Source organism: Bradyrhizobium sp. 87 (genome assembly GCF_023073015.1).
Classification (GTDB): Bacteria; Pseudomonadota; Alphaproteobacteria; order Rhizobiales; family Xanthobacteraceae; genus Bradyrhizobium; species Bradyrhizobium canariense_D.
Genome location: NZ_JADPIQ010000148.1, coordinates 293,952 through 311,729 on the forward strand (window position 1 = coordinate 293,952; position 17,778 = coordinate 311,729).

A 17,778-nucleotide genomic window follows, 5' to 3' on the forward strand; every position below is an offset into this window, starting at 1 on the left:
AACGCCGGCCGCCTTTCGGTTTGCGTTAAAAATTTGCGACACGTCAGCTTCACGTCAGTTTGTCACCGGCCACTCTGCCGGATGACTGCCGAGCGGCATCGCCGGACGGCTCCATTGCGCAGGCGTCTTCGACAGCAGCGCTGAATGGCGCACCGCCTTCAACGTGCCAAAGCCAGATGGCATGCTCTCGATGAATGCAGCGTGTACGGCCTCGCCCGTAATATCCGGGGTATTCAGGCCCTTTTCGAGCCGTCCGAGATTCCACAGCCAGCGCCCGGTCTGCGCCAGCGACACGCGCACGTGCCAGCTGCCGCCTTCGCGGGCCTGGCGGGCCTTGGCCATCATCGCGCCGAACGCCATCAGATAGCCGGTGGCGTGGTCGAGCATCTGCGCCGGCAATTCCTTCGGTCCATCGATGCCGGCAGCCTGTCCTTCGGCATGGTTGAACCCGGTCGTGGTCTGCACCAGCGAATCGAAGCCGCGCCGTTCAGCCCAGGGACCGGCATGGCCATAGGCTGACAGCGTTAGGTAGACGATGCCGGGGTTGATTGTCGCTGCGTCCTCCGGCGTGAAGCCGAGAGCGGCAAGCGCGCGCGGGCGATAGCCTTGCGAGAAGATATCGGCGTCTCTCAAGAGCTCGCGCAACTGCGCACGCCCGGCCTCGCTTTTCAGCTCGATGAAGGTGGTGAGCTTGCCGCGCCCGGTGTCGATGGTCAGCCACGGAATGGCCGGCAGTTCGGGGCCTGACACGAGCAGCACATCCGCGCCATGCGCGGCGAGCGTGCGGCCGGCGACGGGCCCCGCGATGACGCGAGAGAGATCGAGCACGCGCAGGCCTGCGAGCGGGCGATCGCCTTTTGGCAATCGTTGCGGCCATGGCTTCGGCGGGGCCTCGCCGATCTTCTCGATCGAGACCAGCGGCAATTCGGCGAGCGCGCGGGCCTGCGGCAGCGCCGACCATTCGTCGTACGAACGCATCAGGGCAACGACGCCGCCCGCGGCGTAGGTCGCAGTCTCGAAATCCTCGCTCTTCCATTGCATCAATGCGGCCTGCACCTTCTCGCGCTCGGGTTCGCAGCCGAGCACCTTGCAGACGGCGTCGCGATCATGCGGGAAATTGGTGTGGCAGCGGACGAAGCGGTTGTCGCCGGTTCTGTAGACGCCGGCGATGGCGTCCCAAGCGGGCGGCGGCGGCTTGTCGTCGACGCGCAAGTAGCGCTCGGAGCGGCATTCGGCGACGGCATGGCGCAGGTCGACGCTGACGTCCTGCGCTTCGCCGCTGCGCAATCTCCAGATTTCGGCGGCGGCAAGGCCGGCGGCGGCGATCGTTGTCTGGCCGGCAATTGCGACGCGAAATGAGGACGGGATCTGCGGCTCCTCGCCCGTCAGCCGGACGCGCGCGAGCGCGGCGGCGTCACCGCCAGCGGAGGTCCAGATGTTGCTGAGAATCTCGGTGGGGCTTTGCATGACCCTTCTCTCCCTTTAGTTTGCGACCATCGCATTAGCACACAAGGACATGCAATGGCCGCCATCGATCCTCTCACCGCAGGCGCCGTGTTCATCGCAACGGCGGCCACCGACGCGGTCTATGTCATGTTCACCTCGGCCGTGATCGCGCGCAAGCGCGTGCCCGCGGCGAACTGGAGCGCGGTCTGGTACATGCTCTCCTCCTATGCGGTGATCAGCTACACCGAAAACGCTTTCTATGTGGCTTTCGCGGCGATCGGCTCCTGGGCCGGCGCCTACGTCTCACTGACATTCCTGCACCGCCCGCCCGGCGGCCCGCCGGTGGGGGCGGCACCGGAGTGAGGGCCGCTGTTTCCACACGGTCATTGCGAGCGAAGCGAAGCAATCCAGAGTCTTTCCGCGGTGGCAGTCTGGATTGCTTCGTCGCAAGAGCTCCTCGCAATGACGATGTGGAGGCTTTTGGGCATCTCTCGAAACAGCTACACTAGCTGCGACCAACAAAAAAGGAAAACCAACCAATGGATCTCGGTCTCAAAGGCAAGAACGCCATCGTACTTGGCGGGACGCGCGGCATCGGGCGGGCGATTGCGGCGACGCTGGCCGGCGAAGGCAGCAATGTCGCGGTGTGTGCACGCAACGCGGACCAGGTTGCCGCCACGGTTACGGAGTTGAAGGCCAGCGGGATCCGCGCGACCGGCGGTCCGGTGGATGTCACGGACGGCGCGGCACTGAAATCCTGGATCGAGAATGCTGCAAAGGAGCTTGGCGGCATCGACATGCTGTTCTCTAACGCGGGCGCAATGGCACAAGGCCATGATGCCGCGTCGTGGGAGCAGAATTTTCGACTCGACCTGCTCGGCGCCGTGCACGCGTTCGACGCCGCGCGGCCGTTCCTCGAGGCTAGTGGCGACAAGGGTGGCGACGCCGCCTTCGTGATCATCTCATCGATCTCCGCGGCGCAAGCGGACACGGCGAGTTCCTACGGCCCGATCAAGGCTGCGTTGATCCACATGGCCAAGGGGCTGGCACGGCAGTACGCGAAGAAGAAGATCCGCGTCAACGTGGTCTCGCCAGGCACGGTCTATTTCAAGGGCGGCGTCTGGAATACGATCGAGCATAACATGCCCGAGCGCTACAATGATGCGATGAAGCGTAACCCCACCGGCCGCATGGCGACGCCGCAGGAGATCGCGAGCGCAGCGGTGTTTCTGGCGAGCCCGGTGTCGGGGTTCACCACGGGCTCCAATCTGGTGGTGGACGGCGCGATCTCGAACCGGGTGAATTTTTAGAACAAACTCGTCATTGCGAGCGTAGCGAAGCAAATCCAGTATTTCTCCGCGGTGACAGTCTGGATTGCTTCGCTGCGCTCGCAATGACGGGGCGAGAGGGGCGCGGCCCCCACCCTCAATGAAAATCCCGCGACGGCGGCAGGATGCGGACATTGCGGGGATGACGGATTTTTTGCGCGGGCGCATCCGTGTGGGCGCGGGGGTCGTCGTTGAGCGGTTCGACCACGGTGGCGCCTGCCGGCAGCGGATGCTTGCGGCCGAGGGCGTCGTTGGCAAGGCCGACCAGATCGTGCGAACGGTCGATCATCCGCTGGGCGATCAGATGCGTCACCTTTTCGGGACTGCTCTGGATGTAGCCCTCGACCAGGATGAGGCGTGCGCCCATCACCTCCTTCCGGTACTGCTCCATGATCTTCGGCCACACCACGACATTGGCGATGCCGGTTTCGTCCTCCAGTGTCATGAACACGACGCCGCTGGCGCTGCCCGGCCGCTGCCGTACCAGCACGACGCCGGCACAGCGGACACGGCGCCGCTCGTTGTCGTGATTGATGTCCTTGCAGGCGACGATGCGCTCGCGCGTAAACATCTCCCGCAAAAATTCAATCGGATGGCCTTTGAGCGAAAGGCGAATGGTCTGGTAGTCCGCGACCACCTGTTCGGCGCGCGGCATCACCGGCAACGGCCTGGCGTGCTCGTCCGGCTGCTCGCGTGCGGTGGCCACCTCGAACAGCGGCAGCGGCACATCGTCGGGCAGGCGCCGCACCTGCCACAGCGCCTCGCGGCGATCGAGCCCGAGCGAGCGAAACGCGTCGGCATCGGCAAGCAGGATCAGCGCGCGCTTGGGCAGTCCGGTGTCGCGGGCGAAATCTTCCAGCGAGGTGAAGGGCCGGCGGTTGCGCGCGGAGACGATGCGGTCGGCCCAGTCGGGCGCTCTCTCCACACGGTCATTCCGGGACGCGCCTCTTTTCAGCCTTTCCTCATCCTCATCGAGCCAATGAAAACCGTCGATCTGGCGGAAGCCCAGGCGCACGGCGCAATATTTGCTACTTCCTTCTTCCAGCGTGTTCTGCGCAAAACTGTAGGACACATCGATATCGCGCACCTCGACGCCATTCTTGCGAGCGTCGCTGACGATCTGCGCCGGGGCGTAAAAACCCATCGGCTGCGAGTTCAGGAGGCCGCAGCAGAATGCATCAGGGTGATAATGCTTCAGCCATGAGGAGATATAGACAAGCTGCGCGAAGCTTGCGGCATGGCTCTCCGGAAAACCGTAGCTGCCAAAACCCTTGATCTGTTCGAAACAGTTCCTGGCAAAATCAGGCGCATAACCGCGTGCGATCATGTTGCCGATCATCTTGTCTTCGAACTTGCCGATGGTGCCGACATTGCGGAACGTTGCCATCGCACGGCGCAGGCCGTTGGCCTCCTCGGCCGTGAACTTCGCGGCCTCGATCGCGATCCGCATCGCCTGCTCCTGGAACAAGGGCACGCCGAGGGTCTTGTGCAGCACTCTGTAAAGCTCGTCCTTGTCGCCATGCTCCGGTGACGGCGATGGATAGTTCACTTTTTCCAAGCCGTTCCGCCGCCGCAGATAAGGATGCACCATGTCGCCCTGGATCGGACCAGGCCGCACGATCGCGACCTCGATGACGAGATCGTAGAAGGTCCGTGGCTTCAGCCGGGGCAACATGTTCATCTGGGCGCGGCTCTCGACCTGGAACACGCCGAGCGACTCCCCGTCGCACAGCATGTCGTAGACTTTGGAATCATCCTGCGGGACGCTCGCCAGCATCCAGCGTTCGCCCTTGTGCTGCTCGATCAGATCAAAGCACTTGCGGATGCAGGTCAGCATGCCCAGCGCGAGCACGTCGACCTTCATCATGCTGAGTGCGTCGACATCGTCCTTGTCCCATTCGATGAAGGTGCGATCGTCCATCGCGGCATTGCCGATCGGCACATAGGTGTCGAGCCGGTCCTGCGTGAGCACATAGCCGCCGACATGCTGGGACAGATGACGGGGGAATTCGATCAGCTCGGTCGCGAGCTCGACTGCGAGGTTGATCATTGAATTTTGCGGATCGAGGCCGGCCTGCCTGACCTGCATGTCGTTGAGGCCCTTGCCCCAGCTTCCCCAGACGGTGTCGGCAAGGGCCGCGGTGACGTCCTCGGTCAGGCCCAGCGCCTTGCCGACGTCGCGGATGGCGCTGCGCGGGCGATAATGAATGATGGTGGCGATGATCGCAGCGCGATGGCGGCCGTAACGGCGATAGACATATTGCATCACCTCCTCGCGCCGCGAATGCTCGAAATCGACGTCGATGTCGGGCGGCTCCAGCCGCTCCTTGGAGATGAAGCGCTCGAACAGCAGATCGACCTTGGTCGGGTCGACCGAGGTGATGCCGAGCACGTAGCAGACCGCCGAATTCGCCGCCGATCCCCGCCCCTGGCACAAAATGTTCTGGCTGCGGGCGTAATGCACGATGTCGTGCACGGTGAGGAAGTAATGCGCGTATTTCAGATCGGCGATCAGCGCGAGTTCTTTCTTCAGGGTGGCGCGCAGCTTGTCGTCGATCTTGCCGCCGAAATATTTGTCGACACCGGCCCAGGTCAGATCCTCCAGATGCCCCTGCGCGGTCTTCCCCGGTGGCACCGGCTCATCCGGATACTGGTATTTGAGCTGGTCGAGCGAGAAGGTGATCTTGTCCGCAAAGCGCATGGTCTCCGCGATAGCTTCGGGGAAATCGCGGAACAGCCGCGCCATCTCCCTGGGCGTCTTCAGAAATCGCTCGGCATTGGCTTCCAGCTTCCGGCCGACCGCCTCGATCGTGGTCTTTTCCCGGATGCAGGTCAGAACGTCCTGGAGGGGACGGCGCGCGGGGTGGTGATAGAGCACCTCGTTGGTCGCAAGCAGCGGCACTTTTGCTTTTGCGGCGAGATCATCGAGCTGCGCGAGGCGACGGCGATCGTCGCCGCGATAGACCAGACTCGCCGCCAGCCACACGCCCTCGGCGCGACTTGCCTTCAGCTTGGCGAGGATGTCCTGCGCTTGCGCCGCATCGAAGCGATGCGGCAGCGTCAGGATCAGGAGCTGGCCTTCGGAAAACGCAAGGAGATCGGCGAAGGTGAGATGGCATTCGCCCTTCGCGATCCGCGTGATGTCGTCGCCGCGCTTGCCCCGGGTGAGAAGCTGGCACAGCCGGCCATAGGCGGCGCGGTCACACGGATAGACCAGGATATCCGGCGTGCCGTCGATGAAGACGATGCGGGTGCCGATCAGAAGCTTCGGCTTGTGCAGCACCTTGTCATTGTCGAGCTCCTTGTAGGCACGCACCACACCGGCGAGCGTGTTGTGATCGGCAATGCCGATCGCGGGAATGCCCAGGATGCTGGCCTGGTGTACATAGTCGCGCGGATCCGAGCCGCCGCGCAGGAAGGAGAAATTCGTGGTGATGCCGATCTCGGCATAAGCGGGCGTGTTCATGCGAAGAGACCGTGCACATACCAACCGGGAGGAGCGGGCTTGCCGTCGTCGTCGAAGCACTCCCCCTCGTAAAGACCGTCGCGAAAGATCCAGAAGCGTAGGCCTTCGGCATCCTCGATACGAAAATAATCCCGTGTCAGTTGCTTGCCGTCCTGCCGCCACCATTCCATGGCGATGCGCTCGGGGCCCTCCACCCGCACCACCGCATGCTGCGCGCGGCGCCAGGTGAATTGATGCGGCGGCCCGTCGGGCACGGTCGCGAACGGCACATTGATCGGCTCAGGCTTGTCGAACAACCGCAACGGACGCAGCGGCGGCTCACCCTCGGTGCGCGCGGGCCATTCGGCCTGCATGGCCACGGCGAGATGATGCTGGGCAGGCGCCGCCAGCACCGCACATTCAGGGATATGGGTATCCTCAGGCAGGTGCACGACGACGCGCTTTCCGCCGATGCGCGCGGCGATGCGGTCGATCAGCGCGGCAAGCTCGTCATTGTCGTGGACATGGGCGTCGAGATCGCGCTGCTCCTGCACCACGATCTCGGTGCGGCTTGCCGACAGCCGCACCATGTCGAAGCCGAAGCCGGGATCGAGGGGATCGGCGAGTGCATCGAGACGCTCGCGGAACAGCCGGTCGACGACCGCGCTCCGCGTCACGGGACGTCCGGTTTCGACCATGATGGCGCGCACCGCGCCGTCGGTACGGAAGAATGTGGCTTCTAACCGTCGCGCGCCCTTGCCCTGCTTCTCCATCGACGCGATCAGCGTGTCGGCGAGGCGCGACAGCGTCATCGCGATCATGGTGTCGGTCGCGATCGGCTCGGCAAAGCGTTTCTCTACGATGTAATCGGGCAGCGGCTTTCGTGGATTGATCGGCGCATCGCCCTGTCCCAGCGCGTGCGCAAGCAGCGTGGAGAACCGCGCACCGAACCGCGCCGTGATTTCGCTCGGCGTGCGCGAGGCGACATCGCCGATGGTTTTCAGGCCGGCGCGGCGCAGGCCGGTGCTGATGGCCTCACCCGCACCAAGCGCGGACACTGGAAACCGGCTGATTGCCGCCGCCTCCCCGCCATTGGCAACGATGCTACCGGATGCCTGCCGCGTCAGCGTGCGCGCGCAGACCGAGGTGCCGGCGATCGCCGCGCTGACGGCAAAGCCCTGGCGATCGAGGGCACGGACAAGGGTTTGCAACAGCGTAGCCTCGCCGCCGAACAGATGCGCGCAGCCGGTGATGTCGAGGAACAGCCCGTGCGGCGGATCGAGCGCCACCAGCGGCGTGAAGCGGTCGCACCAGTCGGCGATGTCGCCGATCGTCTTGGCATCGGCCACGGCATCGGCATCGAACACCTTTAGATCCGGACACATCGCCCGGGCATTGGCCAAGGGCTGGCCGATATGCAGCCCGAGGCGCTCGGCGGCCTCGTCCAGCGCATGGATCACCAGCGCGTTGCTGTCCTTGGCGACGACGATGCTGGGCTCATTGTTTTTATGCAGTCCGACGTTGCCGAAGAACCGCTGGATCCGGTCGATAGGCAGGCGCGGCAGCCACAGGCTGAGGATACGTCGACGATTCAGAGAACTGGCACTCATCACATTTCCATTCCATGATCCACCGGCCGCACGGGCCATGACGATTGCGCAAGAGCTCGGCATCGAAGCGCGGCGCGCCCCAGGCGCTCCACATCGCGCCCGGCGGCGAATGCGCCGCGCGCAGCATCCATCTGGTCTCCGCGGTCGATGGCAAAGGTTGTGCGGCCATCCGCAGCAGCAAGCCGGTGACACCGGAAGACTGCGCAGCCAGCGTCAGCTTGCGGCTCGCCACAAGATCGAACTGCCTGGTCTCACCCCAGAGCTCGAGCACGACGGCGCCCAGCGCGTCGCAGGCGAGCGCATCGGCCGACGTGCGCAACGCACTCTCCACGTCGGCGGCGCGCACCATCACCATACGACGCGGATCGAGACCGATCTCGGTGAGCCCGCTCATCGACAGCGCACCGGTTTCAATTTCTGAAAAATCCTGCCGCACCCACAGCAGCGGTTTGCGTGCCGTCATGCGCCCCGCAAGTCCGGTGACAAAGCCGGTCGCGGCCGCGCCCTGACGTCCTTCGCAAAATACCTCGTGGATTGCCGCGCGTGCGAGCCCGCCCTTTAGCGCGCTGTCGGCCTCGCGATGGCCGAGCGCGACACGGTCGCGATGATGCACGACCTCCGCCGTCTCGATGCGCTCGATCTGGCCGCGCAAGGCTGCAAGCGCGCTTGTTCGTGCGCCGCTCATATACGCCGCTCCTCAGGAGTGATTGCCGGTGGCTCTCAAAAAGAGAACCAGCGGCTAGCTCATTTGTTCATGATATGTTCTAATATAAAGCTAACGACGCCCCAGGAGTCAATCGAATTGGCGGGCCTTGGGATTCATGAGCTGAATCAAAGGGATCCAATATGGACGTGCAACGCAAGCTGGAAATCCTGGCCGACGCCGCCAAGTACGACGCGTCTTGCGCCTCCAGCGGCACCGAGAGGCGGGATTCCAGCGACGGCAAGGGCATGGGATCGACCGCGCCCGGCATGGGCATTTGCCATTCCTACGCGCCGGACGGTCGCTGTATCTCGCTGCTCAAGGTGCTGCTGACCAACGCCTGCAATTACGACTGCCTCTATTGCGTCAACCGGGCCTCTTCCAACGTGCCACGCGCCCGCTTCACCATCGACGAAGTCGTCAAGCTGACGCTCGACTTCTACCGGCGCAATTACATCGAAGGACTGTTTCTCTCCTCCGGCATCATCCGCAACCCCGACTACACCATGGAGCAGGTGGTAAGCGTCGCGCGCAAACTGCGCGAGGAGCATCACTTCCGTGGCTACATCCATCTCAAAACAATCCCCGAGGCCGACGATACATTGATCTCCGAGGCCGGCAAATATGCCGACCGTCTCTCTATCAACATCGAGATGCCGCAGGAGACGAGCCTGCAGCAATTCGCGCCCGAGAAGGACGTGCGCGCGATCCGCCGCACAATGGGCCGACTGCGGCTGAAGCTGGACGAGGCCGAGGAAAGCCGTAGCGCGAAGACGAAAGCCAAGCCGCAGCGCTTCGCACCGGCCGGCCAAAGCACGCAGATGATCGTCGGCGCCGACGCGGCCTCCGACCACACTATCCTCCACACCAGCGCCAATCTCTACAGTTCATACAGGCTGAGGCGCGTCTATTATTCCGCGTTCAGCCCGATCCCCGATGCCAGCCGCGCGCTGCCTCTGCGCGCGCCGCCCTTGCTGCGCGAGCACCGACTCTACCAGGCCGACTGGCTGATGCGGTTCTACGGCTTCGACGTCGGCGAGATCGTCGACGACAGTGCGATGCTGCCGCTCGACATCGATCCAAAACTCGCCTGGGCGCTGCGCCACCGCGACCGCTTCCCGCTCGACGTCAACCGGGCCAGCCGCGAGGAATTGTTGCGCGTGCCGGGCTTCGGCACCAAGGCGGTCGAGCGCATCATCGCGGCGCGCCGCACGACCACCATCCGCGTCGCCGATCTCGCGCGGCTGCATGTGCCCCGGAACAAAGCGCTGCCGTTCATCGTGCTGAGCGATCACCGGCCCGCGCCGCACCGCCTCGACGAGGCACGGCTGATCGAACGGTTCAAGCCGAAGGCCACACAACTGGGATTTGGCTTCTGATGCAGTACATCACCCTCGAGAACGAAACCGATTTCGACGGCTGGCGCAAAGCCGCGCGTAGCCTCGTGCTTCACCAAATGAAACCGGTCGATGTCACCTGGACCGTGCAGGGCGGCGAAGCGGAGCTGTTCGCGCCACCCTCGCCGTCTCCGCTGCCGGCCGGTGGCGATAGCACCTTCAACGTGCCAGCAAAATTCGTCGAGCTCGCCAAGGCCGCGATCCTGCATCGCGATCCCGAGCGTTTCGCGATCCTCTATCGCCTGCTGTTTCGGCTGAACGACAATCACGACCTCATCGAGGTCGCGACCGATCTCGATGTCGCGCAAGTCACGGCCATGGCAAAGGCGGTCTACCGCGACGAGCACAAGATGCATGCCTTCGTGCGCTTCCGCGAGATCGGCAGGGAACGCGAAGCACACTACGTCGCCTGGTTCGAGCCGGAGCATCATATCGTCGAGCTCGCCGCGCCGTTCTTCGCCAAGCGCTTCGCCGATATGCCCTGGTCGATCCTGACGCCGGATTTGTGCGCGCATTGGGATGGCCACGCGCTCTCGTTCACGTCAGGCGTCGGCAAGAGCGAGGCGCCGAACGAAGACCGGCTGGAGGAAACCTGGCGGCGCTACTATGCCAGCATCTTCAATCCGGCCCGCCTGAAGGTGAAGGCAATGCAGACCGAGATGCCGAAGAAATATTGGAGGAACCTGCCCGAGGCTTCGATCATTAAGCCCCTGATTGAGGACGCCGAGCGCATGACCGGCGCCATGATCGCCAATGCCCCAACCGATCCGCACAAGCCTCAAAAGCGGCCGGAGGCTCCGATGAAACGCAAGACCGCTGCCGACGATCTCGAAGCGCTCCGCGAGGAGGCCGCCCACTGCCGCGCCTGCCATCTCTACAAGGACGCCACCCAGACCGTGTTCGGCGAGGGTCCGAAGTCCGCCAATATCATGCTGGTCGGCGAACAACCTGGCGACAAGGAAGACCTCGCCGGCCATCCCTTCGTCGGTCCAGCCGGCCAGATGCTCGACAAGGCGCTGCAGGAGGCCGGCGTCGACCGCAAGAAGGTCTATGTCACCAACGCGGTGAAACACTTCAAATTCGTGCCGCGCGGCAAGATTCGCCTGCATCAGAAGCCGAATACGCCGGAGATAAAGGCCTGCCGGCAGTGGTATGAGCGGGAGGTCTCCGTCATCCAGCCCGATCTCATCGTCGCGATGGGCGCGACCGCCGCGCAGAGCGTGTTCGGCAAGATCACCCCGATCGGAAAGAACCGCGGCCGGCTCATCGACCTGCCCGACGGTCACAAGGCGCTGGTGACGGTGCACCCGTCCTATCTGCTGCGGCTGCCCGATCCGGAAGCCAAGGTGCTGGAATATCGGCGCTTTGTCGAAGATTTGAAGATCGTCGCCGGGTTGCAGAAGAAAGCCGCGCGCGCCGCCTGAATACGGGCGGGAAAACCCCTTTCATGCCTCGCCTGTCATCCAGCCTTCAAATCCATCGCGGACAATAGCCCCTACAGAAAGTTAAGGGGCCTCCAGACATGACCGATGTTGCATTCGACCGCGCGGTAGCCGATCCCGCGCCGATCCAGCCGGCCTCGCGGCCAAATCTCGACAAGGGCTTCAATCCGCTGACGATGATCCTGTTCTTCGGCATCCTCGCCGCGGGCCTGCTCTATGTGGCCTACAGCATCTATTCGGATGTCGATGCGACCGGCACGCGGGTCACGAGCTATCTGCCCTACATCCTCTTGTTTGTCGCGCTGCTGATCGCGCTCGGCTTCGAATTCGTCAACGGCTTCCACGACACCGCCAACGCGGTAGCGACCGTGATCTACACCCATTCGCTGCCGGCCGAAGTCGCGGTGATGTGGTCGGGTTTCTTCAACTTTCTCGGCGTGCTGCTCTCGTCCGGCGCGGTCGCCTTCGGCATCGTCTCGCTGCTACCGGTCGAGCTGATCCTGCAGGTCGGCTCCAGCGCCGGTTTCGCGATGGTGTTCGCGCTGCTGATCGCCGCGATCCTTTGGAACCTCGGCACCTGGTATTTCGGCCTGCCGGCCTCCTCCTCGCACACGCTGATCGGCTCGATCATCGGAGTCGGCGTTGCGAACGCGCTGATGCGCGGCCGCGACGGCACCTCGGGCGTGGACTGGGGCAAGGCTACGGAGATCGGCTATGCGCTTCTGTTGTCGCCACTGGTCGGCTTCATCTGCGCCGCCGGCCTGCTTCTGCTGCTCAAGCTGATCATCAAGAACCCGGCGCTCTATGCCGCCCCTGAGGGTCACAAAGCCCCGCCGATGTGGATTCGCGGCCTGCTGATCCTGACCTGCACCGGCGTCAGCTTCGCCCATGGTTCGAACGACGGCCAGAAGGGCATGGGCCTGATCATGCTGATCCTGATCGGCACCGTGCCCACAGCCTATGCGCTCAACCGCGCATTGCCGGAGTCGCAGGTCGCCCAGTTCGCGAAGGTCTCGGATGCCGCCTCCAAGGTGGTTGCGGCCAAGGGCGCCGGCCATGCGATCATCGGCGATCCCCGTCCTGCGGTGACGCAGTACGTCACCTCGCATCACATCAGCGAAGGCACCTACCCTTCGCTGTCAGTGCTGGTGAAGGATGTCGGCGAGCAGGTCGCGAAATACGGTTCGCTGAACAAGGTGCCGGCGGAAGTCGTCGGCAACACCCGCAACGACATGTACCTGACTTCGGAAGCGATCCGATTCCTGATGAAGGACAAGGAAAACGACCTCAGCAAGGAAGAGGTCGCGACCTTGAACGCCTACAAAGGCGGGCTAGACAGCGCGACCAAGTTCATCCCGACCTGGGTGAAGGTCGCGGTCGCGATCGCGCTCGGTCTCGGCACCATGATCGGCTGGAAGCGCATCGTCGTCACCGTCGGCGAGAAGATCGGCAAGACCCATCTCACCTACGCGCAGGGTGCCTCCGCCGAGCTCGTCGCCGCCGCCACGATCGGCGCCGCCGACGCGTTCGGCCTGCCGGTCTCGACCACCCACGTGCTGTCGTCCGGCGTCGCCGGCACCATGGCCGCGAACGGTTCGGGTCTCCAGGTCGCCACCATCAGGAACATGGTGATGGCCTGGGTGCTGACCTTGCCCGTCGCTATCCTGTTGTCGGGCACGCTGTACGTGATCTTCTCGCGGATCTTCTGAAGCCGATCAGTCACTCGAAGACAAAGGGCCCGTGCGATGCGCGGGCCCTTTTTCGTTTGTGCTTTCGGCTTGATCTTGCGCTTGGCCTTACGATGCCGCGAGCGATTCCTCGACCAGCTTAACCCAATACGATGTGCCGTAAACGATGGCGTCGTCGTCGAAATTGTAGGCGGGGTGATGCAGGCCGGCGCTGTCGCCGTTGCCGCAGAAGATGAAGGCGCCGGGGCGCGCTTCCAGCATATAGGCGAAATCCTCGCCGCCCATCAGCGGCGACATCTCGAGCACATTGGCCTCGCCCGCAACTTGCCCCGCGATGCGACGTGCGATCTCGGTCTCCGCGGCGTGATTGTTCACCACGGGATAATTCCGCTTGTAGTGCAGATCGATCTTGGCGCCTGTGATCTGCGCCACGCCCGCCACAACCTCGTGGACGCGCTTCTCCACCAGCTTGCGCACCTCCGGCGACAGCGTGCGGATGGTGCCCCTCAGTGTCGCGGTTTGTGGAATCACGTTACGGGCATTGCCTGCGTGGAACTCGCAGATCGAAATCACGGCCGATTCCAGCGGATCGACGCTGCGCGCAACGATCGACTGCAGCGCCGTGATCACCTGTGCACCGACCAGAACGGAATCCACACATTTGTGCGGCCGCGCGGCATGGCCGCCGAGGCCCTCGATCATGATATCGACCTCATCGGTCGCCGCCATGATCGGACCCGGCCGGATCGCGAACGAGCCCACCGGAATGCCCGGACCGTTGTGCATGCCGTAGACCTGCTCGATGCCGAAGCGCTCCATCATGCCGTCCTTGACCATGGCCAAGCCACCCGCGCCGCCCTCCTCGGCCGGCTGGAAGATCACCACCGCATCGCCGGCGAAGTTGCGGGTCTCGGCGAGATAACGCGCAGCACCGAGCAGCATCGCGGTGTGGCCGTCATGGCCGCAGGCGTGCATCTTGCCGGGAGTCTTCGAAGCGTAAGGCAGGTTGGTCTGTTCCTCGACCGGCAGGGCATCCATGTCGGCACGCAGGCCGATGGCCTTGAGGCCCTCGCCGGCCGGCTTGCTGCCCTTGATCACGCCGACCACGCCGGTCTGGCCGATGCCCGTCACGACCTCATCGCAGCCGAATTCGCGCAGGCGGTCCGCGACGAATGCTGCGGTGCGGTGGACGTCGTAGAGCAGCTCCGGATGCTGGTGGATGTCCCGGCGCCAGGCCTGAATATCGGGTTGAAGGTCGGCGACGCGGTTCACGATGGGCATGGAGGGTCTCAAGCTTTGTTGAAAATGCAGGCCTGTCTACCATGCAAGCACCAGTCCACCCAACTGGCGGGGATCTGGGGTAGCTCTGTCCTCCCGTCATGGCCGGACTTGTCCCGGCCATCCACGTCTGACTATTAGAACGGAAAGTGCGTGGATGCCTGGGACAAGCCTGGGCATAATGCCTATTGGGTGGAAGCAGAATGCCAAGGCGGCTCGAAGGTGAGTTTGACTATATTGTCGTTGGGGCCGGCACGGCGGGCTGCATCGTCGCCAACCGGCTGTCGGCCAATTCCAGCAATCGCGTCCTCCTCCTCGAAGCCGGCGGCGACGACAACTGGATCTGGTTCCACATTCCCGTCGGCTATCTCTTCGCCATCGGCAATCCGCGCTCGGACTGGATGTTCAGGACCGAGGCCGAGCCCGGCCTGAACGGCCGCTCGCTCGCCTATCCCCGTGGCAAGGTGATCGGCGGCTCCTCGGCGATCAACGCCATGATCTCGATGCGTGGACAGGCCGCCGATTACGATCACTGGCGCCAGCTCGGCATGACCGGCTGGGGTTATGACGACGTGCTGCCGCTGTTCAAACGGCTCGAGGATCACTTCCTCGGCGCAAGCGAGCATCACGGCGCCGGCGGCGGCTGGCGCATCGAGGCGCCGCGGCTGTCCTGGGACATACTCGATGCCGTGGGCGATGCGGCCGAGGAGATGGGCATCAAGCGCATCCCGGATTTCAATACCGGCGACAACGAAGGCACCAGCTATTTCCACGTCAATCAGAAGCGCGGCCGGCGCTGGTCGTCGGCGCGCGGCTTTCTCAAGCCGGTATTGAACCGCCCGAACCTGCGGCTCGAAAAGCATGTGCTGGTCGATCGTCTGATCATCGAACAGGGCCGCGCCGTCGGCGTGCGCTTCATCCAGAATGGCGAGATCATCGAGGCGCGTGCGAAACGCGAGGTGGTCCTCTCGGCAGGCGCGATTGGCTCGGTACAGGTGCTGCATCGCTCCGGCATCGGACCTGCCGACTGGCTGTCGCCGCTCGGCATCGACATCGTGATGGACAAGCCCGGCGTCGGCCGCAATCTGCAGGATCATCTGCAGCAGCGCGCGATCTACAAGGTCGAAGGCGTGCGCACACTGAACGAGACCTATTACAACCTGGTTCGACGCGGCCTGATGGGCCTCGACTACGCCTTCCGCCGCCGCGGGCCGTTGACCATGGCGCCGTCGCAGCTCGGCATCTTCACCCGCTCCGATGCGACGCGCGCACGCGCCAACATCCAGTTCCACGTGCAACCGCTGTCGCTCGACAAGTTCGGCGATCCCCTGCACCGCTTTCCCGCGATCACGGTGAGCGCCTGCAATCTCCAGCCGACATCGCGTGGCACCGTACGTCTGCGTTCGGCGGCGCCGGACGAGAAGCCCATCATCGCGCCGAATTATCTTTCAACGGACGACGACCGTCAGGTCGGCGCCGATGCCATCCGCACCACCCGCCGCCTGATGCAGCAGAAGGCCTTGGCAAAATACCGCCCAAGCGAATATCTGCCCGGCCCCGCCGTCGGCGACGACGATGCCTCTCTTGCCAAGGCCGCCGGCGACATCGGCACCACCATCTTCCATCCCGTCGGTACCGCGAAGATGGGCGCAGCAAATGATCCGATGGCGGTGGTCGACGAACGCCTGCGCTTCTACGGTCTCGGCAGCCTTCGCATTGTCGATGCCTCGATCATGCCGACCATCACGTCTGGCAACACCAACACGCCGACCGCGATGATCGCCGAAAAGGGCGCAACAATGATTTTGGAGGATTCGAAGTGAATGCGTAGCCTGATGGGGCGTAGCGAAATCCGGGAGAGGACGCTCGATTGGTCCCGTATTCCGCTACGCTCCATACGGGCTACGCGTCCAACCACCTCACGAAAACGTCATCGCGTCCGGGAATAACACCCCCGCTCCCCCAATCACCTCCCCGAAGCCCAATTCCGGGCGAAGTGGAGCTGCGCGATGAGCGGACACGATCACGGCGAGGACGGCTTAAGCCGCCGCAAGGTGTTGGAATGCATGACCTGGGCCGGCACCGGGGTGCTCTGGACCATCACCGGTGGCGTCCCGCGCTCGCTCGGCATCATCGATTCCGCGCAAGCCGCGACCGCGGCCGCGCCCGGAATGACCTTCCTCCAGATCAGCGACAGCCATGTCGGCTTCGACAAGCCGGCCAATCCCAACGCGCTCGGCACGCTCGAGGAAGCCATCAACAAGATCAACGCGATGCCGGTCAAGCCGTCCTTCATGATCCACACTGGCGACATCACGCATCTCTCCAAGGCCGCCGAGTTCGACAATGCCGATCGCATCATCTCGCAGAGCAAGCTCGACGTGCATTACGTGCCCGGCGAGCATGACTTCCTCGACGAGGACGTGAAGTTCTATCGCGAGCGCTACGGCCGCGGTACCAAGGGCGCAGGCTGGTATTCGTTCGACGCCGGCGGCGTGCACTTCATCGGCCTCGTCAATGTCGTCGACCTCAAGGCCGGAGGCCTCGGCAATCTCGGCGCCGAGCAGCTCGCCTGGCTCGAGGACGATCTGCGCGGCAAGTCGAAATCGACGCCGATCGTGCTGTTCGCCCACATCCCGCTCTGGACCGTCTACCCCGAATGGGGCTGGGGCACTGAGGACGGCGCCCGCGCGCTGGAACAGGTGAAAGGCTTCGGTTCGGTCACCGTGCTCAATGGCCACATTCACCAGGTGATGCAGAAGGTCGAAGGCAACGTCACCTTCCACACCGCACGCTCCACCGCCTTTCCGCAGCCGGCGCCGGGAGCTGCCCCCTCGCCCGGACCGATGAAGGTCGAGGACGCAAAGCTCCGCGCGATGCTCGGCGTTGCCAGCATTAACTTCAAGCAGAACGAGCAGCGGCTCGCGATCATCGACACGCCGCTCCAGAGTTGATGCAGGACTAACGGAAGCTGACAATGAAGACTCTCAATCGCCGCGACCTCGGTGTCGCCTTCGGTCTTGCTTTGGCCGCGGCCATGCTGTTACCCGCCACAACCGCCCATGCCGACGACATGGAGGTGCATATCGACAATTTCGTCTTCCAGCCGGCCGAGCTCAAGATCAAGGTCGGCACCACCGTGACCTGGACCAACCGGGACGACATCCCCCACACCGTGGTGTCGGCCGGGAAGTTCAGGTCCAAGACCCTGGACACTGACGACAAGTTCTCGTTCACCTTCACCAATGCGGGCGACTACAAATATTTTTGTTCTCTGCACCCGCACATGACGGGGATGATCAAGGTTGAGTAACACCTCGAACCAAGGCATCAACGTCTTGCCCGGCCGGTGGTCCCACACCGGCCGGGCCCGTGTGCCTTCGGTCACACTCAGGGACGAAACGAATAGGGACGAGACGAACAGCGACGAAACCAAGCAAC

General features: G+C 63.7%; 13 protein-coding genes. 8 read left to right on the forward strand and 5 right to left on the reverse strand.

Annotated features, from left to right (window positions below):
• Window positions 1-54 precede the first annotated feature (54 nt).
• The gene (locus IVB50_RS39875; protein ID WP_247300185.1) at window positions 55-1,467 is read right to left on the reverse strand and encodes a CoA transferase; all 1,413 of its coding nucleotides are present in this window, start codon (window positions 1,465-1,467) and stop codon (window positions 55-57) included.
• 54 nt (window positions 1,468-1,521) lie between these two features.
• On the opposite strand from IVB50_RS39875, the gene IVB50_RS39880 reads away from it, so the two are divergent.
• Together IVB50_RS39880 and IVB50_RS39885 are read left to right on the forward strand one after the other, a co-directional pair.
• Entirely contained in the window at window positions 1,522-1,809 is a 288-nt protein-coding gene (locus IVB50_RS39880) for a hypothetical protein (protein ID WP_007593600.1), read from the forward strand.
• 176 nt (window positions 1,810-1,985) lie between these two features.
• A complete protein-coding gene (locus IVB50_RS39885; RefSeq protein WP_018456902.1) occupies window positions 1,986-2,756 on the forward strand; it encodes an SDR family oxidoreductase in 771 nt (256 codons plus the stop codon).
• Between the two features lie 115 nt (window positions 2,757-2,871).
• Here IVB50_RS39885 and IVB50_RS39890 read toward each other — a convergent pair whose 3' ends face one another.
• The 3 genes from IVB50_RS39890 to IVB50_RS39900 are packed head-to-tail and all read right to left on the reverse strand — an operon-like array spanning window position 2,872 to window position 8,514.
• Window positions 2,872-6,240 carry an error-prone DNA polymerase gene (locus IVB50_RS39890; protein WP_247300187.1) on the reverse strand — a complete coding sequence of 1,123 codons (3,369 nt, stop codon included), beginning with the start codon at window positions 6,238-6,240 and terminating at the stop codon, window positions 2,872-2,874.
• A complete protein-coding gene (locus tag IVB50_RS39895) occupies window positions 6,237-7,829 on the reverse strand; it encodes a DNA polymerase Y family protein (RefSeq protein WP_018456904.1) in 1,593 nt (530 codons plus the stop codon). Before IVB50_RS39895 ends, IVB50_RS39890 begins: the two co-directional genes overlap by 4 nt.
• Window positions 7,726-8,514, reverse strand: coding sequence for a DNA replication/repair protein (locus IVB50_RS39900; protein ID WP_018456905.1), 789 nt, complete (start codon window positions 8,512-8,514; stop codon window positions 7,726-7,728). The genes IVB50_RS39895 and IVB50_RS39900 overlap by 104 nt, the downstream gene beginning before the upstream one ends.
• 161 nt (window positions 8,515-8,675) lie before the next feature.
• Between IVB50_RS39900 and IVB50_RS39905 the strand changes: the two genes are divergently transcribed.
• The 3 genes from IVB50_RS39905 (at window position 8,676) to IVB50_RS39915 (ending at window position 13,080) form a co-directional block, all read left to right on the forward strand.
• The gene (locus tag IVB50_RS39905) at window positions 8,676-9,911 is read left to right on the forward strand and encodes a putative DNA modification/repair radical SAM protein (protein ID WP_018456906.1); all 1,236 of its coding nucleotides are present in this window, start codon (window positions 8,676-8,678) and stop codon (window positions 9,909-9,911) included.
• Window positions 9,911-11,353, forward strand: coding sequence for a UdgX family uracil-DNA binding protein (locus tag IVB50_RS39910; protein ID WP_018456907.1), 1,443 nt, complete (start codon window positions 9,911-9,913; stop codon window positions 11,351-11,353). The genes IVB50_RS39905 and IVB50_RS39910 overlap by 1 nt, the downstream gene beginning before the upstream one ends.
• A 98-nt stretch (window positions 11,354-11,451) precedes the next feature.
• Window positions 11,452-13,080: an inorganic phosphate transporter gene (locus IVB50_RS39915; RefSeq protein WP_085385867.1), complete on the forward strand. Its 1,629-nt coding sequence runs from the start codon at window positions 11,452-11,454 to the stop codon at window positions 13,078-13,080.
• An 87-nt stretch (window positions 13,081-13,167) separates the two neighbouring features.
• Here IVB50_RS39915 and IVB50_RS39920 read toward each other — a convergent pair whose 3' ends face one another.
• Window positions 13,168-14,340 carry a M20 aminoacylase family protein gene (locus IVB50_RS39920; RefSeq protein WP_018456909.1) on the reverse strand — a complete coding sequence of 391 codons (1,173 nt, stop codon included), beginning with the start codon at window positions 14,338-14,340 and terminating at the stop codon, window positions 13,168-13,170.
• A gap of 200 nt (window positions 14,341-14,540) precedes the next feature.
• On the opposite strand from IVB50_RS39920, the gene IVB50_RS39925 reads away from it, so the two are divergent.
• The 3 genes from IVB50_RS39925 (at window position 14,541) to IVB50_RS39935 (ending at window position 17,650) form a co-directional block, all read left to right on the forward strand.
• Complete coding sequence (locus tag IVB50_RS39925) at window positions 14,541-16,160, forward strand: GMC family oxidoreductase N-terminal domain-containing protein (RefSeq protein WP_018456910.1); 1,620 nt, start codon at window positions 14,541-14,543, stop codon at window positions 16,158-16,160.
• A gap of 186 nt (window positions 16,161-16,346) precedes the next feature.
• Entirely contained in the window at window positions 16,347-17,291 is a 945-nt protein-coding gene (locus tag IVB50_RS39930; protein WP_018456911.1) for a metallophosphoesterase, read from the forward strand.
• Between the two features lie 23 nt (window positions 17,292-17,314).
• Entirely contained in the window at window positions 17,315-17,650 is a 336-nt protein-coding gene (locus tag IVB50_RS39935; RefSeq protein WP_018456912.1) for a cupredoxin family copper-binding protein, read from the forward strand.
• Window positions 17,651-17,778: the final 128 nt, after the last annotated feature.